The sequence below is a fragment of the Pigmentibacter sp. JX0631 genome, from assembly GCF_029873255.1.
Lineage (GTDB): Bacteria > Bdellovibrionota_B > Oligoflexia > Silvanigrellales > Silvanigrellaceae > Silvanigrella.
In genome coordinates this window covers 2,558,766-2,580,719 of record NZ_CP123622.1, presented here as the reverse complement: position 1 = coordinate 2,580,719, position 21,954 = coordinate 2,558,766, and the positions used below count along the sequence as shown (strand labels likewise).

General features: G+C 30.1%; 19 protein-coding genes. 14 read left to right on the top strand and 5 right to left on the bottom strand.

The annotated features are described in order from the left end of the window. Positions 1–50: 50 nt before the first annotated feature. The 4 genes from QEJ31_RS11260 to QEJ31_RS11245 are packed head-to-tail and all read left to right on the top strand — an operon-like array spanning position 51 to position 4,272. Positions 51–1,010 (top strand): hypothetical protein, encoded by a 960-nt coding sequence (locus tag QEJ31_RS11260; RefSeq protein ID WP_280590190.1) that lies wholly within the window; start codon positions 51–53, stop codon positions 1,008–1,010. After that, positions 1,003–2,217, top strand: a complete 1,215-nt coding sequence (gene mvaD, locus QEJ31_RS11255; protein WP_280590189.1) for a diphosphomevalonate decarboxylase — start codon at positions 1,003–1,005, stop codon at positions 2,215–2,217. The genes QEJ31_RS11260 and mvaD overlap by 8 nt, the downstream gene beginning before the upstream one ends. Beyond that, positions 2,214–3,230, top strand: coding sequence for a mevalonate kinase (gene mvk / locus QEJ31_RS11250; protein ID WP_280590188.1), 1,017 nt, complete (start codon positions 2,214–2,216; stop codon positions 3,228–3,230). The genes mvaD and mvk overlap by 4 nt, the downstream gene beginning before the upstream one ends. After that, entirely contained in the window at positions 3,214–4,272 is a 1,059-nt protein-coding gene (locus tag QEJ31_RS11245) for a tyrosine-type recombinase/integrase (protein ID WP_280590187.1), read from the top strand. Before mvk ends, QEJ31_RS11245 begins: the two co-directional genes overlap by 17 nt. Position 4,273: 1 nt before the next feature. Here the strand turns inward: QEJ31_RS11245 and QEJ31_RS11240 are convergent, their stop codons facing one another. Together QEJ31_RS11240 and QEJ31_RS11235 are read right to left on the bottom strand one after the other, a co-directional pair. Then, positions 4,274–4,714: a hypothetical protein gene (locus QEJ31_RS11240; RefSeq protein WP_280590186.1), complete on the bottom strand. Its 441-nt coding sequence runs from the start codon at positions 4,712–4,714 to the stop codon at positions 4,274–4,276. A 173-nt stretch (positions 4,715–4,887) separates the two neighbouring features. Continuing rightward, positions 4,888–5,997 carry a S1/P1 nuclease gene (locus QEJ31_RS11235; RefSeq protein ID WP_280590185.1) on the bottom strand — a complete coding sequence of 370 codons (1,110 nt, stop codon included), beginning with the start codon at positions 5,995–5,997 and terminating at the stop codon, positions 4,888–4,890. A gap of 114 nt (positions 5,998–6,111) precedes the next feature. Between QEJ31_RS11235 and QEJ31_RS11230 the strand changes: the two genes are divergently transcribed. Further along, entirely contained in the window at positions 6,112–6,816 is a 705-nt protein-coding gene (locus tag QEJ31_RS11230) for a peptidylprolyl isomerase (RefSeq protein WP_280590183.1), read from the top strand. Here QEJ31_RS11230 and QEJ31_RS11225 read toward each other — a convergent pair. Next, on the bottom strand, positions 6,791–7,423 hold the full coding sequence (locus QEJ31_RS11225; RefSeq protein ID WP_280590181.1) for a YigZ family protein: 633 nt from the start codon (positions 7,421–7,423) through the stop codon (positions 6,791–6,793). The two genes, QEJ31_RS11230 and QEJ31_RS11225, sit on opposite strands and share 26 nt — an antisense overlap. Before the next feature lies 1 nt (position 7,424). Next, positions 7,425–8,504 carry an SAM-dependent methyltransferase gene (locus tag QEJ31_RS11220; protein WP_280590180.1) on the bottom strand — a complete coding sequence of 360 codons (1,080 nt, stop codon included), beginning with the start codon at positions 8,502–8,504 and terminating at the stop codon, positions 7,425–7,427. Positions 8,505–8,713: 209 nt separating this feature from the next. On the opposite strand from QEJ31_RS11220, the gene QEJ31_RS11215 reads away from it, so the two are divergent. The 6 genes from QEJ31_RS11215 (at position 8,714) to QEJ31_RS11190 (ending at position 18,397) form a co-directional block, all read left to right on the top strand. Continuing rightward, positions 8,714–10,597, top strand: a complete 1,884-nt coding sequence (locus tag QEJ31_RS11215) for a hypothetical protein (RefSeq protein WP_280590179.1) — start codon at positions 8,714–8,716, stop codon at positions 10,595–10,597. Positions 10,598–10,605: 8 nt separating this feature from the next. Further along, positions 10,606–13,332: a hypothetical protein gene (locus QEJ31_RS11210; protein ID WP_280590177.1), complete on the top strand. Its 2,727-nt coding sequence runs from the start codon at positions 10,606–10,608 to the stop codon at positions 13,330–13,332. A gap of 86 nt (positions 13,333–13,418) precedes the next feature. After that, a complete protein-coding gene (locus QEJ31_RS11205) occupies positions 13,419–14,672 on the top strand; it encodes a hypothetical protein (protein WP_280590175.1) in 1,254 nt (417 codons plus the stop codon). A 68-nt stretch (positions 14,673–14,740) separates the two neighbouring features. Continuing rightward, the gene (locus tag QEJ31_RS11200) at positions 14,741–15,721 is read left to right on the top strand and encodes a hypothetical protein (RefSeq protein ID WP_280590173.1); all 981 of its coding nucleotides are present in this window, start codon (positions 14,741–14,743) and stop codon (positions 15,719–15,721) included. Positions 15,722–15,732: 11 nt separating this feature from the next. Further along, the gene (locus tag QEJ31_RS11195; protein WP_280590171.1) at positions 15,733–17,547 is read left to right on the top strand and encodes a phospho-sugar mutase; all 1,815 of its coding nucleotides are present in this window, start codon (positions 15,733–15,735) and stop codon (positions 17,545–17,547) included. Positions 17,548–17,620: 73 nt separating this feature from the next. Next, positions 17,621–18,397: a hypothetical protein gene (locus QEJ31_RS11190; protein WP_280590170.1), complete on the top strand. Its 777-nt coding sequence runs from the start codon at positions 17,621–17,623 to the stop codon at positions 18,395–18,397. Here QEJ31_RS11190 and QEJ31_RS11185 read toward each other — a convergent pair. Next, a complete protein-coding gene (locus tag QEJ31_RS11185) occupies positions 18,394–18,882 on the bottom strand; it encodes a hypothetical protein (RefSeq protein ID WP_280590169.1) in 489 nt (162 codons plus the stop codon). The two genes, QEJ31_RS11190 and QEJ31_RS11185, sit on opposite strands and share 4 nt — an antisense overlap. Before the next feature lie 149 nt (positions 18,883–19,031). Here QEJ31_RS11185 and coaD point away from each other — a divergent pair, with 149 nt between their 5' ends. Genes coaD through QEJ31_RS11170 form a run of 3 tightly spaced genes read left to right on the top strand, consistent with a single transcriptional unit; the run spans position 19,032 to position 21,947 of the window. Continuing rightward, entirely contained in the window at positions 19,032–19,976 is a 945-nt protein-coding gene (gene coaD, locus QEJ31_RS11180) for a pantetheine-phosphate adenylyltransferase (RefSeq protein ID WP_280590167.1), read from the top strand. 10 nt (positions 19,977–19,986) lie between these two features. Beyond that, positions 19,987–21,150, top strand: coding sequence for an acyl-CoA dehydrogenase family protein (locus tag QEJ31_RS11175; protein WP_280590166.1), 1,164 nt, complete (start codon positions 19,987–19,989; stop codon positions 21,148–21,150). Positions 21,151–21,164: 14 nt separating this feature from the next. Continuing rightward, positions 21,165–21,947: a TatD family hydrolase gene (locus QEJ31_RS11170; protein WP_280590164.1), complete on the top strand. Its 783-nt coding sequence runs from the start codon at positions 21,165–21,167 to the stop codon at positions 21,945–21,947. The last annotated feature ends 7 nt before the right edge of the window (positions 21,948–21,954 follow it).

Sequence of the window (21,954 nt, the reverse complement as noted above, 5' to 3'; positions counted from 1 at the left end):
TCGTAAATATAAAGATCCCTGCAAAAGCCATGCTTTTTGGGGAATATGGAGTGTTGAATTTTGGGAAAGCAGTAGCTGTTACTTTCGACCAATATTATTTTCAATTCAAAATTAAAGTATCTTCAAATATTGAACACACATCTTCTATTAAAATTGAAAGTAGTTTTTTCTCAAGTAATTTTGTTCAATTTTCTTGCAAAGAACTTGAGCAAAATTCTACTATTGCTGATAAAAAAACTTTGTTTTTTATTCAATTACTACAACCTTGGAAACAATTTATTCAAAATAGAAATATTGAAATTTCTATTTTGAATAGCTTTTCTCCAAGTCTTGGGTTTGGTTCATCATCTGCTATTATAGCAGGAATTTCAGCTGCATTTAATACTATTTTTTTAAATGATACTCCTATTTTTTCTAATCCCATTTTATGGAAAAATATCCGCCAGTCTATTAAGAATATTCAAGGAAAAGGAAGCGGGTATGATGTTGCTATTCAACTAGCACATTATTTAATTGAAGAAAAAAAAGATAGAACTGAATTTTGGACTTTTCAAAACCAAATAAATTCTGAAATTCCAAACGTAACAAAATTCAATCTAATTGATGATATAAAATTATATGGTTGTTTCTTGAAAACAAACATTTATTCTGATACTAAAAAAGCTATCCATATTTTTTCTCAGAATAGTAAAAAGGAAGATTATGCCGCTTCCCATACAAAATTAGCTGAACATTTTATTGCAGAACCAACCTTAAAAAATTTGAACTACTTAATGGAAGAATCTTTCTTAATAGCTAATAAACAAAACATACTTCCATTAAATATAGAATCTTTTAATAATTTAACTCAACAATTAAAAGCATTCAATATAAAGTTTAAAACAATGGGGGCGGGGCATGGTGACTGCTTATGGGTATTATCCTCCCCAGAAAATTTAATAAAAAATTGTAATATTTTAAAAAATGATATTGTGTTTGCCTTTAGTAAGGTTGGAGATTTAAATGAATAATGAACTAATTTATACTGACCTTCCTCCAAAATTAATTGAATTAAATCAAATAATTTATAAATTATTTGATTCAAAAAAAATATTTCTTCAAAATGGGGACTTAGGCTTTGCTTCCGCACCTAGTAACATTGCTTTAGTTAAATATTGGGGAAAAAAAGATAATGAACTTCAATTGCCTCTTAATTCTAGCATTAGTTTTACACTTGGTGGATTTAGGGCGTTTACTAAAGTTACAGTACAAGGTCGAATCGTTGAAAAATCTGAAAATCATCCTTCATTATTCAAGCACAAATTATTCTTAAACAATGAAAAAACTGGTACTAAAATACCAACTAAAATGGAAAAAATAGTAAATACTATTTTGTTTCCATGCACTCATTCAGTTGCCTTAGAAATAACAAGTGAAAATAACTTCCCAACAGCTTGTGGTATAGCCTCAAGTGCAGCCGGATATGCAGCGCTTATTGGCTCTATTGCCGATCTTTTACAACTTGAGAAACATTTTTCTAAAGAAGAGTTACAATACTGGTTAGCACAATGGGCAAGGATTGGCAGTGGTTCAGCTACTAGAAGCGTATTTTCTATTGAAGATTATTTTGTAAAATGGAATGTTGAAAATAGCGCATCAGAAATTAAAAAAATTTATAGTGATACATTTCCAATAAAATACGATAGTAAATGGTCAAATTTAAAGCATTTAGTAATCGTTTTGGACTCCTCAGAAAAAATGTTAAGTAGTTCTGAAGGGCATAAATTTGTTCATACATCTCCTTTCCAAAATATAAGACTTGCTGGGTTAAATTCTAAATTAGATATATTAGAACAAGCTATTGCAAAATATGACTTTAAAAAAGTACAAGAGATTTCTGAAGAAGATGCCATTTTAATGCACGCCGTTATGCAAACTTCTTCCCCCAAGGCTTGCTACTTTAATCATGATACATCTGAAATTATTAAAGCATTCATGGAAGATAGAAATAGGTTACAGATTGAAGCCTTTTGGACTTTAGATGCAGGGCCTAATCTGCATATTCTATATATGCCTTCAGCAACTACTTTTATAGAAGATTTTATCAATAATTGGAAAATAAAAAAATCTGGTCATATCCAAATTTTAAAAAATAATTATTCGGGTGGTTTAATGCTTGGAAAAAGCAATTTTTATGAAATAAAAAACAAATTAAATTTTACTGGTACTTTAGCATGAGCAATGACTTAGATAAAAATAAACAAATATTAACCGATATAAACCTTTCTGCTAATGCTGGGGGAAAAGCTATATTAATTGGCGAACACTCAGTAGTTTATGGACATAGAGCAATTTCATTAGCCCTTCCTGATATCAGACTAACAATGCAAATTTGCCCAGATAAATTTACTGATACATGGGACAATTCTTGGGAAACAAGAATAAAAGGTAACGTCTATAATACAGATAAAAATATTCAAAAACTTTTAACAATGGCATTCGAGAAAGCATTAAAGCTTTGCCATCCAACTTTGGAATTAAAACTTTTTTCCCCACAAAAAATAATTATTCAGTCAGAAATTCCATTAGGTGGAGGAATGGGAGGAAGCGCTGCTATTAGTACATGTTTAGTTAAATTATCTATGGAAATCGCTAGGAAAAAGAAATTACTTAGACAAAATATTTCTAATGCAGAACAAATTCAATTTTCAAATGAAGTTGATTGTTTGTTTCATTCAGGGAAAGCAAGCGGCCTTGACGTAACAACAGTTGCTTGCGACGGTCTTATTGAGTTTAGTAAAGAAAATGGTTTTAAATATATTAAAAATGCAAAAGAATTTTGGCTTGCCTTGGTTGATACAAAAGAACGAAGTGATACTGCTTCCATGGTAAAAAAAGTAGCTGATTTTCTAAAAATAAATCCAGAAAAAGGAAAAAAATATTTAGATAATCTAAGTAAATTAACAGATACAACCTTAATTTTCTTAAAAGAAGGGCGCTTACTAGAAATCGCAAGCAATCTAAATTGTGCGCAATTATTTTTAGAAAAACTTGGAGTATCCACTAAGAAAATTAGCGAATTGATAAAAACTTTACAATCTAATGGAGCATTAGCTGCAAAATTAACTGGAGCCGGAGGCGGGGGGTTAGTTTTGGCACTATTTGAAAAAAAACCTGAACATTTATATACTATATTTAGTGAAGATATTCTTTACATCACTAAAGTACCTGTTTATGAAGAACATTACTAACAATCTGAATATTTCTTCTTCTACTAAAAAAGAAGTAAAAAAAAATTCTTTCTTTGATGGAAAAATTCTTTCAGAATGGTCCCAAAGAGAACTTACAACAAATTTTAAAGATATAATTTTACATTTTGTCTTTAGTTTTTCAAGTATTAATACAAGACGTAGCTATTTAAATGATTTAAAAGAATTTAATTTATTTTTAGAAAATAAAGGCATTTTTTCTATAGATAATATAGATGAAAAAATATTAATTTCATGGAATAATGAATTAAGTAATAATAAAAATTTAAGTCAAAAAACTATTAGGAGAAAATTAATAGTAATTTCCTCTGTATTTATGTTTTGCATTAAGAGAAAAATAGTTGATAAAAATCCCATGGATTTTATTCAGAAACCTAAATTAACATTCGAAAGCAAAACAAATGCATTAAATTTTTCTGAAGTAAAAGTATTGTTAACTTATTTAGAAAATAATTACATAAAATCTGTGCAAGAAAGTCAATTATCTCGTTCTTCTAAAAGCGCTTTATTAGCTTATTCAGTAATTGCAACTTTATTATCAGTTGGAATGCGAGTTGATGAACTTTGTCAATTAAAAATAAAGGATATTGAAAGTAACTCTGATTTTACGCGGCTGCACTTAAAAGTAAAAGGAAATGAACAACATTCTCCCATTATTCACCCTAAAACTGCAGCTATTATTGAAAATTATAGGAAAATATGTCGATTTAATTCCAATGAAAATGATTTTCTATTTGTTCGTAGCCAAAATGTTAAATCTCAAACAAAATTAACCCAACCTGCAATTTATAAAATGTTAAATATAGCCATTCAATCTGCAGGTATAGAGAAAAAAATAACTCCTCACAGTTGCCGTGCTACTTTAGCTACTCTTTTACATAACCAAGGAACACCGATTGGAGAAATTCAATATTTATTAAACCATAAAGAAATTTCAACCACTGCTATCTACATCAAAAAAGCAAATGAAATTGAAGAATCAGCAGCGTTAAAATTAAATTTAGCTAAATTTAATCCGGTTTAATTTATTGGATTGTTTCAATTATTTCAATAAAGTCTAATATCTGAAGCGAACAATCTTGCTCAGTAGCTTTCCCCATGTCAGCTAAAAAACGAAGTTTAATTCCTTCGTCAATATGAATTTTAGAATGAATTACCCTATAAGAATCTAAATATTTTTTGTTTTCTACAAGTATTTTAGCATATTCATCAACCGCAACTTTTAAATTCGAGTAGTCGAGTAAAGTAAATTTTTCGTAGTCATTAATCAAACTTTTTGCTACCTCTAATATACTATTTTTAAGCTCAGCATCTGTTTTTAAGCTAGCAGTTTCGGTTTTATTGTCTTTGTTTTCGTTACTTTTATTATTACGAAATGGAATGACATTATTACTGACTTGTTCTGGTAAGTCATCTCCTTGTTTTACTTCGGATTCCTTCTTTACTTCACTTTCTTCAATTTCCATGGTTCCTCCAAAGAGCAGGAAAATTAACCACATGCCAATTCCGGAAAGAGAGTTCAATACTATGACTACCTATCGACTTTTTTTGGTAGTTTGTTTAAAATTTTAAATTTTATTAATGATTATATATTGTTGCAAAAGTATTTAGTGAAATAAGAGCAAGTTAACTTAACTAGTTACTTTTTCCCAAAAGGTTGGATTGATGCATCATTTCTAATATTATCTACTAATGTTTTATATTGACTCTCTAGTTTTCCCGAATCAAATATTTCATTTAATATTTTGTACAAACGAATGCCTGATTTTTTAATTTGATTTGATATGGCACTTACTTTATCATCATGATAATATTTCCAGTTCCGATTAAAAGAAACAGTAATTGATGCTTGCGAACTAAAATCTGAAGTTGGTAATTTTATATCAGTATAAACATTCTTAATTGCAGTTTTATATGAATCTAAAACCCATCCTTCTATAGAATTTTCTGCTAAACTATTTTCTAGACAATGTGTTAAGAAATAAAATTCTTTATTTTTAGTAATAGAAATTGAGTCATTTTTTGTAGCGTTCATTTCCTCAGCAGTGTAAATTCCTTTTTTCGTCCGCTCAGGATCGTAAGCAAACTGCAAGTAAACATTTAACGATGAATCCCAAAGTTTATGCATATTATTTGCTGTTGAAGATGTCCCATCAATATTTGTAATACTTACTGGTTTATCCAATTTAATATTATTTCCACCGGCATCAACAAAATTACCAGATACAAGTTCTGCACTATGTAATGGTTGACCAATATCACCGACAATATGAAGAACCATTCTAAGCGCAATAGCCTTTTTTATATCACTTTCTGAATTTGTTATTAATGTTTTAATTGAGCTTTTTAAACAATTAACAGAATTATAATTATTTTTTGCTACGGCCTCTTTTAATTTAGCCATCGCCTCATCTTCATTGATATCTCTTCCAATCATTTCTTTTGTGAGTGGAACATCAGTATAGTGACAAGTAGAGTAGCTTTCTGAATCTTTATAACTTTTTATATTATCCGCCCATGAGGCTGCAGTATCCATTGTAGAAGAATTTCTTGCTAATTCTTCGCTACCGGGTGTAATAATAGCTATTTTTAGCAGTCGGTTGACTTCTGTTTTTGTTTTTTCTGATATTTTTTGTTCTGCTATTCCAGCAATCAATTGATGTGATTGATCCCAAAAAGCAAAAGATTTATTCATACTTAGAAAATTTACACAAGTTATTATAGCAAATACATTTCCTTGAATTCGCATTGCTTCTCCTATGGATATTCATCAAATATTAATTTAAATCATAGTACGTTTTTATCTGGTTATCATCTTGACTTGCTTTACCTGTAATAAGAGACTGATTAAGGAGGCTCATGAATGCTAAAAATAATTAAAATGTTACATGTCTTTTTACTCCTTTCTTTTACAATTTGTGCGCCAAGTATCATCGCGGCTCCGAGTAAAGGAGAAGTGGTTAAAAAAGAGAAAACACCGAGAGTGAAAAAAAAATCAAATAAGCAACAAAAAGCGTCTAGCCAACAAAAAACAGCACTTGCTGAACTACCAGTTCCCAAGGGGCATGCCGAAGTTGTGATGGTCACCAACTTCGGAAAAATAAGACTAGATCTTTTTAAAGATAAGGATCCCGAAACTGTAAATAATTTTCTGGAATATGTCAAAGCGGGTTACTATAATAATACAATTTTTCATAGAATTGTTGATGGTTTTTTAATTCAAGGAGGCGGTTATGACATTCATTTTAATGAAAAAACTCCGCTATTTCCTCCAATTAAAAATAATTCTAGAAATGGATTTAAAAATTTAGTTGGAACTATTGTAATGGCAAGAAAACAAAGTGACGCAAATTCAGCAACTTCACAATTTTTCATAAATTTATCAAATAATTCGTATTTAGATTCTTCAACAACAGAAGAAGGTTACACCGTTTTTGGGAAGGTCCTCTCTGGAATGGAAATTATTCAAAAAATAGCAAGAATAAAAATAGGCCAAAGAGAAGGTATGTATCATGTCCCATTTTATCCAGAAGAAGCAATCATTAAAGAGGCTTTTCTAGTTGAATAGGAAGATATTTACTAGGTAATTCATTGATTATAATAGAACCATTTCCTCTATTTATTATTTCTTCTAAAATACCAGAAGCTTCTGTTGTATAAAAAGTAACAGATATTTTATCAAGATAAATAGGCTTTTCATAAAAAATTTTATGGCTTTTAAAAAAATATTCTATTTTATTCCAATATTCATAATCTAATATTAACTGAAAAGATTGGTGGAAAATATTTTCTTCTATTCCTGCATGCTTAATAACTTCTTGGGTAGCAGCAGTATAAGCTCGAATTAATCCCCCAGCTCCTAACTTTATTCCACCAAAATATCTGGTAACAACTACTGAGACATTTTGTAAATTATTTTTCTTTACACATTCAAGAATTGGTTTTCCAGCTGTTCCAGCTGGTTCTCCATCATCACTAGAACGCATTTCATTATTATTAATTAAAAAAGCAGAACAATTATGAGTGGCATCCCAATACTTACGTTTTATCTCATTTATAAATGAGACAGCTTCCTCTTCTGACGTTACTTTCTTTATTGTGCCAATAAATTTTGATTTTTCAATAATAATTTCACAACTGACATTGATTCCAATTGTGCGATAATTTTTGAACATTTCAGTTACTTTTCGTTAAAAATAAAGTTACTTCTTGTTTATTGTTATAAAGCTGTCTAGTGAATAAAAGCTTAGCATTTTTCTTCTTAAAAATATTCACTATTTTTTCATATTCATGAGTAAAATCTGAAATATTATGAATTTTATAGGTAAATACTACAAATCCTTTATTTTCTAAGGCTTGAATAAAACCAGCACAAATTTCGGCTGCTATTAAAGCTGGACCATTCATATCACAGACAATGCAAGAAAAATGCTGATCAGGTTTATAATCCCGTGCATCTTTGTTGATGAAATGTACCAAAGGATTTTGCAATAATTTTTTATCCAACAATGCTTTATCCACAGCCCAAACATGATTCTGGCGTTTTATCAATTCACTTGTAATACCACCCGGAGCAGCTCCTAATTCTAAATAGTTTCCTTTCTCAGGTATTTTAAAGCCATTTAGAAGCATTAATTCAGCTGCTTCAACAAATTTAGCAGCAGCTCTACTTGCTGTATCTTCACTACCAACACTAACGAATCTGCGCCCTCCTGCAAAAAAAGAGCCTGATAACTTGGGTGATAAAATTCCAGCCCAGATACACTTTTCTGAAATTGCAACAATTAAATTTTTTTGTTCAGGATGCTGTGAAGTAGGGTTTTTAGTCCATTGAGCCCTTTCCACTTTTTTTCTGTCGACTTGATTTAGAGAATCTAAGACTTGCAATAGTCTACCTCTAATATTTGAGGCTAATGTCTGATTTTTTCTTTCCACAGAAAAGACAACTGCATTTAAAAAACTTTGCTCTTTAAATTTAGCAAATATACCTTGAGCACACTTTTCAATCATACCTTTTTGTTCAAGTTTAGTAGGCCACATATAATCTACTGGCATAGCAAATTTGACAAATATACTATTTAGAAGAGTTTCTGCTTGTAAACTATCAGTTGCATTTAAAAAATAAAAATCATTACTTATTTTTTTAATTTCAACAGAACTTTTTAACTGTTTTTTGAAGAGATTCTCCCAAACAGGGAAAAAATTCTTTGCCACATGGACTAACCATGAATTCGATTCACTAAAGCGTTCTTTCATTTTTAGAAAATTCCTGATATCAATAGGTTAGAAAATTTACTGGCTCAACCCAAACAGACTACTCACAAGCTCTTACATATTCCATAATGAAGAGCAACGATGATTTGTTAGGAATGGCAGTTTTCTAAGATTTTTTTCAGACCTATGCTATTCTAAATTTAAAAGCAAAATGCAAAAGAGTGATAAAATCACAGACTGAGGTAATGAAGATGTTTCGCTCGAGAAGTCCTATGGTAAGAAAAACAGATAAAATGACTTCTTTCATGACAGTTTTATCCAGATATGTCCTTTTTTCTAGCATATTTTGGGTTTTATTTTCATTAGCTTGCTTTGTTCTATTATATAACCCAAATTATGGTGAAAAATCTAAACTCACTTTGTTATCTTCATGGCACCTTCTGACATTCTCTTTAATGGTTATTGCTGGAATTTTAATTTTTTCAGCATTTCTTGGTGCTGTAATCTCAATCCCAGCAATTTTGTTAAAAATACTGATGAAAATAAGAGTTGATAAAAAAAGTCTTAAAGGCCAAAAACCTATAATTTTAATTTATCTATCCATTTATGTCCCAATTTTACTATGTATATCCTCAAATTTAATAGTTTTGTTAATTAGTACTAGTTCCGCACCTCAACAAATACGGCATTGGATTGACCCTAATTTTAAACTTTATAAAATACAAAATAAAATTTACAGTAATATATTTGAAATTAAAAGAAATAACCTTTATAAAACTTGGAGAAATTCTACAAAAGAGTTAAATAAAAATTCAAAATTTATTTTTCTAATTCCACAAAACTTATTACTTTATAAAGATCTATTTAGTGAAACAAAAAAAATTCTCGAAAAAGAAAACCAATGGCTTTTATATTTGCCTACTAAAGAATCAATTGCTGCATCAATTTTAAATACAACCTATTTTTCTGACGAAAGACTTTACTTACCAGCTCCAATTCAAAATAATGAAGATAAAAATCCAGTACAAACAAATAGTGAATTAAATTTTATTGGAATTAATGGAAGAAATTTATTAAATTTCAATAGCATATTTCAAAAAGATAATTTAGGAAGCAATATCAATAATACATGGTTTAATATTTTTTTAAATAGATTCGCTTTATCTCAACCTCAAATCTATTTATTTTTCCGTTTAGGATTTATTTCATCAATTTTTAATACTTGGCATTGGGAAAATTTAATTAATTCAGATAACTATCTACTATTTTCCTATGGAATGAAAATTGGAAATTTAACTTCTAAAAAAGAAAATTTTCTTTTATTTCTAACTGAGCTAGAAGGGAAAAAAGTTAGTAACTTTTTTAATGCTATAGATTGGCCAGAAAATATTTCAAAAGAAGAATTTGAAAAGATATTAAAAGAAATTGATTTGAATTTATCTATTGCAATAAAAGGACTCAAAGATTCAGGAATTGAAAACATTGTGGTTGCACCCTATAAACAAGGAAACAGTAATTTAGAAAGTAGCTTAGGTTTTTCCAACTTTGATTTTAAAGATCAATTAATGAATACAGAAATACTTCATAAAGAATTATTTAATAGTTATAGTACTGCAAATTGCCATCCTTTACTCATCAATTTTAATTTAAATAGTAATAAAAATAGTACAAAAGTAGTTAACTCATTTTTACTAGATACAATAAACCCTAAGAATGACCCTTATCCTACAATCAAATCTGAATTTACTTTAGCTATTAAAGAAGAAATGCGCCATGGAGTTATTTGTCAAACACCAAAAAAATCAACTTATATTACAATTAGTAAGGAAAATTATCTTGCTAAAGATAAAATTGCTTTGAGAACTGGATATAAAAATATTTATCAACAAATTTTTAAAGAGCAAGAAAAAAAGAATAAAAAATCTGAGAAGGATGATATTAATAATTATAAATCAATTAAATCAGAAATAAATATTGCTGACTTTTTAAAACAATTCGATATATTTAAAATAAATATGGATCCTTACTTAAACTATGCTTTAGTAACGGATATAGAAAAGGAACAATTTATTAAAGTATATGGAAATGAAGTTAAAGATAATTTTCAATCTTATATTCAATACTTTACTAAGTAGGTTTAATTATGCCATTGCGTTCATCAAGACTTTCAAAGTGGTCAATTTATATAATTCTATCATCAATATTTGTAGCTTTTTCACTGCTTATTTTTCTAATTATTATATACTTTTATCCAATTCCTGCTGTGACTAATAACTTTCAACATGCGCAATATTCAAGATTTATTTCTCCTTGGCCAATGTCGTCACTTGATCAAGAACTTATTGAAAGAAGACGTTTAAAAAGATATGCCAAAGGAGAACAATTAAGAAGAATGGAAAAGCAATTACAGCGGATGGAGTTACTAAATATTCCCATTTATGATTTATTTTTAGATGCAAATGCAGAAGTATCAATTCCAAGATTTGTAAATTCTCCAGATATTGCCTCTTTTTTATGGCCCATCTTACCTGGCAAAAAAATCTTTTCTAATATAAATAATCCTAATTTTTACCGTAAATCATCTAATGTAATTTTTCCATACAATCACTGGGCACAACTTTCTGAAGGAATAATTCTCCAAGGTGGAGAAGAGGTAAAGGCTACTATCCCACTCGTAAAAGGAAGAAGAGTTTTTGCTTTTAATTTATTTCTATTGTCACCAGGAAGTATAAGAATTAATTTAGGACAATATGTATGGTCTAAATCATTTACAGATGATGACGTCCAAAAAAAGCTCCATTTTTCTATACCAATAAATGATTCTACCGCAACTACAATAAAAGTTGTAAGTATTTCATCAAGTTTTTATTTATTAAATGCAAATGTAAACCATATTGAACACACAGGCAGATCAAGTATTCATATTTCTGCAACTAGTAATTTTTGGACAGCTAATAAAGATTACTTAATATCAAATCAAAAAACAGTTGAAGAAAATACTGCAGAAAATTCTGATCAAGACGATTTAGAAGAGGAAAAACTGTTAGAAGAGGTAAAACCCGAAGAAGCAAAATTTGAAGAACTCGTTACTCCACAAAAATCGCCTATTCCACCTAAAAAAGATCTTAAGAAAAACGACCAACCTGTTCAAGATCCACTAAATCAAGTTGCAAATCAACAAATTGTCACGAATGATTTATATACTACAGCATTTGGGTATAATATAGTCTTTCTTCAATTACCAAAACTAAGTGACAATATCATTCAGAATAAAAAACTATTTTCAAAATCAGCTCCAAATATTTTTAAACTAATGGAACAATCTGTAGTTTTTAATAAGTCTATAGAAATATCAAGTAATGTAACTGAAAATTTTAGAAAATTTATTTATTCCAATACTCCTCAATTAAATTCAGAAAATTTACCTGTTATAAAAGAAGAAATAAATGAAAATAAAAATAAAAATACATATTATCTTCTAAGAAAATATGGTTATAATATAGTAGGTATATCTTATCCTGAATCTTATTTTTATAATAAAGGAATAAGTGATACTGGCGAATTTTCATCGCTTTATGGAAAATGGTTAGAAAAAAATGATTGGATCTTCGCTAACAAAAATATAAAAATAGATGATCGTAACTTACCTGTCACCGGATTGGATGCAATTTTTAAAACTGGTTCAAAAGGAATTTCTCCACCATTAAACTCCAAAGATTTTTCTATCATTTCTAATTATCTCGCACAAACTTCTAAAAATTTAGGAAATATTCCAGATTGGGGAGCTAGTGAATATATATTAGTTAACGATAAGAACTTATACATTCCTAGAGTTGTTGAAGCCTTTCAAAATTGGTCTAAAGAAAATCAACAATCTCGTTTTCTTTCACACATTCTTTTAGACTCAGAATCTAATATTTTTCATCCGAGCATAAAGGAACTAGGAAAAGCTATAGCGACTCTAGGATTTTCATCAATTTTAAACCCTTTTGAAGTAAATAATGTCGCTAACATTACTTTTATAGATAAAGCTATTGGACAAATTTTAGACACTATAAAAGCAAGAAAAATAGAAAATAGAACAATTATTTTCGCATTAATTCCAAGTAGTGAAAATAAAAAAATACAAAAAGCAACTGGAATTTTCAAAATACCTGGCCTGGTTCCCAAAAAAAATATAGAGTTTAGCAAAATAAACATAGAAGATATTGTATTAAACATTTTAGCAAATGTGGGCATACCTTTAGAAAAAAATAACTCAATAGTCTTAGAAAATAAAGAATCAATAGTTTTAGAAAATCTAAAAGATAGCGAGTATTTATCTTATAAATCTAAAAAAATTAATCTAGCAAATAATTACTTAAAATATTCAGTAGTTATAAAGCCAGATGAAAATAATTGTTCTTCATTTATATGGAATTCTTTGCAAGAGCAAATAATTAATGTCCAATCAAATTATCCTATCCATCAATTACTATCAGATAATCAATTAGAAATATTTCCTTGCGCTATCAAAGGAAAATATATTTATCTAAATTGGTTTCAAAAGAAAAGCAATCAACAAATTAGTAACAATATATTAGAGAATTACTTAGGAGGTTTTTTTCAATACAAAAAAGATGGAATTTTACTCCCAAACTTTTACTTTGGTAAAAGACTTATCCCATTTGATAATATAGCATTTTACTTTGATAATATTACAAAGGAAGAAATTGAATCTATTTTTACTATTGAAGAAAAATATTTGAAAAAAGGAATAAAGAATTTTCACGATAATTTTCAAGCAAGCGATATTTTTGAAACTAAAAATATCGATGAACAAGAGCTATCAAAAAAAACAAAGATTGGATTTTCTATCACTCCACTTTAATCTATCATAGGCAACTAATACCCATTATTACTAAAATAAACTACCGAGAAGTAATATTATTACTTTTTAAAAGGTTGGTTTTTTTTATGTTTAGCAGCAGCTATATAATAAAATTACTCTCTTTCTTATACTTTCTAGGAATATTTATTTCACAAATATATGCTGAGTCCATTCCAACCGATTGGAATGGTTCACGATCAGCAGGAATGGGATCTTCATTTACTGCTAATTCAAATGATGAAACAGCAATTTTTGCTAATCCATCTGGAATTAGTGAAACAAGAAATCCCTTAGCAAAAAGATTTCTCCATGAATTAAAACTTCCCGATCTGCAAGTTGGTGGAAATCCACAAATGTTATCAAATTTAAGCAATGATCCGACAAATTGGGGTTTCGATTTATATCGTTCAGCAAAAGCAAATTCCGGGAATCAATCCTACCTTTTGCTCCAAAGTTTTAATGAAATGATTGTGGGTGCAAAAAATTCTCTTACAATATTGCTTGGAGTACCATTGAGAAGCGAAAATAAAATGGCATTTATCGATCCTAGTTCACCGACGAAAGCATACTTTGTTTCTACCACAACAGCCACAGGAGCAATTGGTATAGCAGGAGCATCGGCAAGAGGATTTTTTAGATATGGAATTTCACTGCGCCCAAATTATAGGGTTGATTATCAAACTCAAAATTTAGATACAACAAAATATAATTCAACCAACGATCTCGTAAATGTAAGCAATAATTTGGGGTATCAAACTACAGCTTTCGCAACCGATGCTGGTTTCTCCGTAACGGCTGCTGACTATTGGTTTCCTACTTTTGCTTTCGCAATCAGAAATATTCCTACTGGATGTATAAACAATTATACAAATCCAATGACTCAACAAACAGAAACGATGTGCGGGACTCTTCGAGATGGAGCTAGCACCTCAGCACCAAATACTTCAAAAATTGATCCCACAGAACTCAGAGCCGGATTATCTCTAACTCCAAGAGGTAAAATAGGAAAATCAAAAGTAAATTTAAGACTTTCAGTTGATGCGTATCCGATTCCTTTGCAAATTTCAGAAAATAATTATGGTGTTGATGGTTTGAATTTAAATCAAATTTTACATGCAGGAGCTGAACTCTTTTTTGGAAGTGTGCTGCTACAACAGGGTTTTGCATTGCGCGGAGGCTTTATGGAAGGAGGACCTACATGGGGGGCTTCTATGGACATCGCCTTCTTCTCTATTGAGTATTCCTCGTATTTAGTTACCGATACTCTACCAACAACAACAGGTACAACAAATAAATTTGTTGAAAGAAGACACTTGCTAGGTATCTCCTATCACTGGTAACATGCCCCATAAAACTTGAGTTATTTTAGCTCAACTTTCTTTTTAAATAAAATTTAAAGGACTATTACTTGAAAAAATATCATACCATAAAATGCGTTGTTGGCATAAATTTCGTTTTTTTATTAGCAAGTTGTACGAGTATGAATGGGAAAAAAGAAAATGTTAGCATCGTTAATCCTCCTATAGTAAATCCAAGCCCAAGTGTTATTCCAAATCAAACTGGAAAAAATAACTCTGTAAAAAGCGTTGAGTTTAAGGAATATCTAGAAGTTATTAGTGACATTGAAGAACAGTTTTTATCTCAAAACTGTGTAGAAGTTTTAAATAAAGTAAAAAAATTAGAAAATTTAATTAAGAATATTAATTTAAATTCATTACCTCCACTTGCTCAAGCTGCAATTTATTCTTGTGATGCCCGAGCAGGAATGGACAACCCTTTGAGAGTTCAAAAGGCTGTTACCGTTCTTCAAGGTTTGGCTCTCCATTATCCTGTTATTCATGAACCTTGGTTACACAATATGTTATCTGATTTTTATTTTGCATTAGGTGATAAACAAAATGCATTAGCAGAAAAGCGGCTTGCAAGGGATCTTATTTTAGCTCAACAACAAGATATTTCATCTTTAAATGCACAAATTTTACAAATTAATCCTAGCGAACCAGGATTATCGCAAAACAATAGTAATAGTAACGAAACAAGTGGTAATTTTAATCAAGATCAAATAGCAGCTTCTGCTTCACAAATGCTAAATAATGACTCTCCTGAACAAGCAATTGCTTTAATTGATTCAATTCCTCCAAATCAAAGAAATGATAATTTAAAAAGAATTCGCTCTGATGCAATAAATACACTTGTTATGAATTTACGTTATAAAGTTCGCGCTTTATTTGTTCGCTCAACTCAACAAACAGGGACTGCTCGAAAAGAAACACTGCAACAAAGCGAGCAAATTCTGAAAGGAATTATAAAAAATTATCCTGAATATTCTGATATGGCAGCAGTGCAAAATAATTTAAAACAAGTACAACGTGAATTAGCAAAACCTTAAGGAAACAAAATATGTTGCAAGAAACATTAAATGAATTATCATCATCAAATTTTTCAATGCTAAATGATTGTTTTGATAAAATTTCTACTTGGCTAAAAGACTCCTCAATAACTGAAGAAGATAAACAAGAAATTCTTACATTAATTAAGAATAAAAAGACGGAAGAATTACGTGACAGATTTTATCGTGATCTTGAATTTGGCACCGGAGGTATGCGTGGTGTCATAGGGATGGGGGCAAATCGTTTAAATAAATATGTCATTCGTCGAGCCGTACAAGGTGTTGCAAATTATATTAAAAAATTTGGTTCTGAAGGATGTTCAAGAGGAGTTGCTATTGCCCATGATTCAAGACATTTTTCCAATGAGTTTGCAAAAGAAGCGGCTAGTGTTTTAGCTGCTAATGGCATTAAAGCTTTTTTATTTCCAACTCTACAAACAACTCCTTGTTTATCTTTTGCAATAAGAAAATTGAATTGTATCAGTGGTTTTTGTATTACAGCGAGCCACAATCCTCCGCAATATAATGGAATTAAAGTTTATTGGGATTATGGTTCACAAATTATTCCACCTCAAGATGAAGAAATTCTTTCCCACGTTTTTGCATTAAAAAATTATTCTGAAGCGAAATGCATTTCTTTTAATCAAGGTGTTGATCAAGGTTTAATCCATTATATTAGTGATGAAATATTAAATAATTATTTTGATGATTTAAATAATTTAAGTATATTAAAAAATAATTCTAACAAAGATTTTGAAATTGTTTATACTCCTTTACATGGTACTGGTAAAATTCCAACATTACGTGCGTTAAATAATTTTGGTTTTAAAAATGTCTTTGTTGTTCCTGAGCAAGCAGAGCCAAATGGTAATTTTCCAACTGTAAAAAAACCTAATCCTGAAGAAGCTGATGCATTATCCCTTGCAATTTCTTATGCAACTGCAAGAAAATCACAATATGTATTTGCAACAGATCCCGATTCAGATAGACTTGGTATAGCTGTTTATGATCCAATTATGGCAAAAGGTTTACTGAAATCTCAAGCTAAAGATGACTTTATAATTTTAAATGGAAACCAAACAGCTAGTTTACTTATAGATTTTATATTAAAGACTAGAAAAAATAGTGGAACTTTAAAACCTCAACATAAAATAGTAAAAACTATTGTTACTTCAGATTTAGTTGCAAATATTTGTTCTACTTATGGAGTTGAATGTTTCAATACTCTTACAGGGTTTAAGTGGATAGCTGGCTTAGTACAAAAATGGGAAAAAGAAAAAAATGGGTTTGAATATCTGTTTGGTACAGAAGAAAGTTTTGGGTATATGCCCAACAACAATGTAAGGGATAAAGATGCCATTGGTGCAATGTGCCAAGCCGCTGAAATGCTTGCCTTCCTTACTGCACAAAACAAATCTCCATGTGAGTATCTATTTGAAATTTTTGCAAAATATGGTGCTTGGCAAGAACATCTAATCAATGTTGATTTATACGGAGAAGAAGGTTCTCGTAAAATTGCCCAAATGATGCAAACAATGCGAGAAAAGCCTATTCAGGAATGGTGTGGCGAAAAAGTAGTTAATATTATTGATTACTTAACTCCAGAAGTACAAAACAAATACCAAATTGCTAAATCTAATGTTTTGCAATTTTTACTTGCTGATGGAAGTAAAATATCTATGCGTCCTAGTGGGACTGAGCCAAAACTCAAATTTTATCTATCCGTTTGTACTAAAGAAACTGATACTAAGGTAGCATATCAAAAAACTTTAAATAAAATTGATATTTTATCGAAAGAAGTTCATCGTTTTATCAATCTTTTTTAATAAAAAACTAGAAAAATTTGTTCAAAAACCCCCTATTTTATCCGAACACAAAGAATACGGGGGCTTTTTTAAAATGCAGTCATTGGATCAAGACGTATTAATTAGAGATGTGTTACTGTTTATAGCCGCTCTCATTGGCTTGGTCTATATTTTAATTGTACATTTTAAAGAATCACGGTTTCATTTTAAATATTTAGGAAAACTGAATAAAGATAACAATGACTACGATTTTTCCAAACTTGAATGGTTTGGTCAATTTGCAAGCTTTTATTCTCTGACTTTTGATGAGCCCCATGTTATCTGGGAAATAAATATGTTTTCTATTAGAATGATTAAAAAAGATAAAAAATTTTCTTCTTTTGCTGGTTTTTCTTGGTTTGAATTTTCTAAATCTCAATCTACAACTGAAAAAATTATGGCGCCAATTTTAAGAAAAATATTTTTAAAGTATCGTTTAAAATTTGAAAAAATACATCCTATAAAAGTAGTCAGAGTTCCCAAAGATTCCGTACATCTCTATACCTGGTTGCAAAATGAAACCCATACAACAACAGCTATCTTTAATTTCCTTGATGAAGCATTGTATATATCTTCAGAATCCAAAGTTTATCCAAGTTTAACTATAGTTTGGGATGATATTATATCAATAGAAGTTATTTTACCAAATAGTGTTAACATAAATAATTTAGATAAAAAATTTGAAAAAATAATAGGTGTTGAATATACGAAAACAGAGTCAACTATTCATTTAAAACTTTGGGTTGCATTTAGTATAGAGAAAATACCACTTTCTCTAAAAGAAAAAGAAAAGAAATTAGGAAACTTAACTTCATACTATAAAGTTTCTTAACTAATTAATTTCAAAAGTTCTTCTCTAATAACGTCTTTTGCGTATTTAGGTGCTTGTTCTTTCACCCATTTGTCAATAATTTCTTTCATATAATTTTCAATTTCTGTAGATTTTATATCTATATGAATAGCTTCTGTTTCTTTAATTTCATGGATATCTAAAATATCATCTATTACTTTCTTCCATTCACTACTCGCAAATGGTTTTTGCAGGAAAAAATATTTATTTTTTTTTGTGATATGTTCAATTTCTTGTTTATTTTCATAAATTAGTAATACTGTCTGATTTTCTATCTTTTTTTTCTCTAATAAATTGTAAAACTTTGAATTGACAATTAATAAATCAAATTTTTCTTTACTTACTATTAAATCAAAATTTTTTGGATTACTAACTACATTAATATTGTAAATTTTTTCGTTTGCTAAAATTAATTTTAATGCTTTTTGTAATGCGAGACTATTTTCTAAAAAGAGAATATTTTTCATATTTTCCTCATAACTTTATTTTATTATTTTATGTAGGCTCCTTGCCCTCATTATAGCCCTAAGCTAAATTTCTGTAGCTGATTAACTCGCCACATCTTTGGCATATGAAAGTAAGCAAATGATCGTTTTAATTAAATTAAGGAATAGTTATGCAGTCATCAGTATATGCAGGTTCTTTTGATCCTTGGACACAAGGACATCAATTTGTTTTAGAAACAGCATTAGAAGTTTTTGAAACTGTTCATGTTGTCTCAGCTGTCAACCCCGCAAAACAAAGTTTGCTGAAACCAGAGGTTCGTGCCCGAGTTATAGCTCATTCCATAGACCCCTTTCTAGATTGGTGGGCTTTAGATCCGCCTTTTCGTGTTGGGGAAAAAGTAATTGTAACTTCGCAAGAAGGTCTTATTGCTGACTATGCAAAAGAAAACAATATTACACATTTAGTAAGAGGTTTAAGATCAACTTCTGACTTTGAAGCTGAATTTAATTTGTATTTCTCCAACCAAGCCATTAATCCCAAACTACAAACCTGGGCTATTTTATGCCCCAATCATTTACTGCACTGCTCTTCAACGTATGTTAAGACCGTTGTTGGCAAACCCCATGTCCGTTCTGTGGGGGCTAAGTTTATAGCTCAATCGTTGATGCTAAATTGGGTTAGAGTAATAGGCCAAATTTTTGATCTCATAGAAACATGTTCCATTCATAGATTTGATATCGACTCTTCCAATTTAACTGAAACCGATTTAAATGAAAGTCTTCAACTTCTATTTACTGCCTTAAGTTACAGGATACTTCGTATCTCTCGTTCCGTTATGGTAAAAACATCGAAATATGTTGATCAGTTTTTAAAACATCATGGCTCTCGTCTAAGAGATGAAATTAGAAATCAAAAAACTTATCCTAGAAATGAAATCAATTCCCTTTGGGCAATATTAGCACATTGCATTGAACAAGATGCTATCTTTCCAGAAGGCGTTGAAAGTGGTGTTACTTATCTACTCTCTCTTGCAAAAAATTTAGGTAAAACAACAATAAAACTTTTTAATGAAGATGAAGTGAACGAAGCATATGAAAACCTGAGAAATAAATAAAGGAAATAGTATGGAGTTAAATGCTAGTGATTTTCTCAATGCTTTTGCTAATATTGATGAATCACAAAAATTAATTAAGGAAACAGTAAGAAAATTTGTTCAGGACAAATTTCTTCCAAATGTAACTAATAATTTTGAACAGGGCCACTTTCCTAAAGAATTGATAGCAGAACTAGGAAAATTAGGCCTTCTAGGATGTAATTTATCAGGCTACGGATGTGCAGGATTAGATGAAGTTTCTTATGGCTTGATAATGAAGGAATTAGAAAGAGGAGATAGTGGCTTACGAAGCTTTGCGAGTGTTCAAAGTAGTTTAGCTATGTATGCCATTCATGCTTTTGGAAGTGAAGAACAAAAAAATACATTTCTGCCCAGGATGGCCAAAGGAGAACGCATAGGTTGTTTTGGACTAACTGAACCAGATTTTGGATCAAACCCAGCTGGAATGAAAACTTATGCTAAAAAAGATGGCGAGGATTGGATAATCAATGGTTCAAAAACCTGGATAACAAACGCCCCGATTGCTGACATCGCTGTTGTTTGGGCTCAAACAGATGATGGAATTCGTGGTTTTCTAGTAGAAAAAGAAACAAAAGGATTTTCTACCCCTGAAATAAAACATAAATTAAGTTTAAGAGCTTCAATTACAGGTTCTTTATTTTTTGATCAATGTCGCATTCCACAAAGAAATATCTTAGAAAAAACTGTTGGCTTAAAAAATGCTTTGATGTGTTTAAATCAAGCCCGCTTTGGCATTGTATTTGGAGTACTAGGAGCCGCTGAAGATTGTTTGCAAGAAGTCATTCAATATACAAAAGATAGAATTATGTTTAAAAAACCTTTAGCTGGGTATCAATTAATTCAACGGAAATTAGCTATTATGGCAACAGAAATTGCCAAAGGAAACTTGCTTGCCATGCAACTAGCTCATTTAAAGCATACAAAAACTCTTCATCCGGCACAAATTAGCATGGGAAAACAAAATAATGTGCAAATAGCTCTTGAATGTGCAAGAACAGCAAGGGATATTTTAGGTGCAAATGGTATTAGTGGAGAATATCGTTCCATGCGCCATATGTGTAATTTAGAGTCTGTTTCTACTTATGAAGGCACAAATGACATTCATTTGCTGATTGTAGGAGAAAAGCTTACTGGTTTATCAGCCTTTGAATAAAGGAACACTATTAAATGTTAATAGATACTCATTGTCACTTAGTTTCCAATAAATTAAAAGATAATTTAAATCAAATTTTGCAGCAAGCTAAAGACAATGGCTTAGAAAAAATAATAAATATTGCTTATGATCCTGAAACTATTCAATTAGGATTAGAACAACTGCATTTTTCTGAAATGATTTACTTAACTCTTGGAATTCAACCCCATGATGCAGCAAAATTTACTATTCCTGACGCAGAAATAGTTCGCTCCCATGCTAAAAGTAACAAACGGGTGGTAGGCATTGGCGAAATTGGACTTGATGCTTACTACACACTATCACCAATGGAAAAACAAATAGAATGTTTTGAATATTTTTTAGCAATGGCAACGGAATTAAAATTACCAGTTGTCGTGCATGTACGTGAAACTCATTCATTGGTATTAGATCGAATAAAGCAATTTTTGAGTAAAGGACTTACAGGTGTCATTCATTGCTTTACAGGTACTTTAACTGAAGCAAAAGAATTTTTAGATTGTGGATTTTACTTATCATTTTCGGGTATTGTTACTTTTAAAAATTCAACAAGTCTGCAAGAAGTAGCTAAAATTGTTCCAGAAAACAAAATTTTAATTGAAACTGATAGCCCCTATTTAGCACCAGTACCCATGCGGGGAAAAATTAATGAACCTGGGAATTTAAAATATACCTGTGATTTTATCGCAAATCTAAGAAATATATCTTCCCAAGATTTAGCAAATTTAACTAAACAAAATGCTGAAACATTATTTTTTCGACTAAAAGAAAAATCCTAAGGCTTTA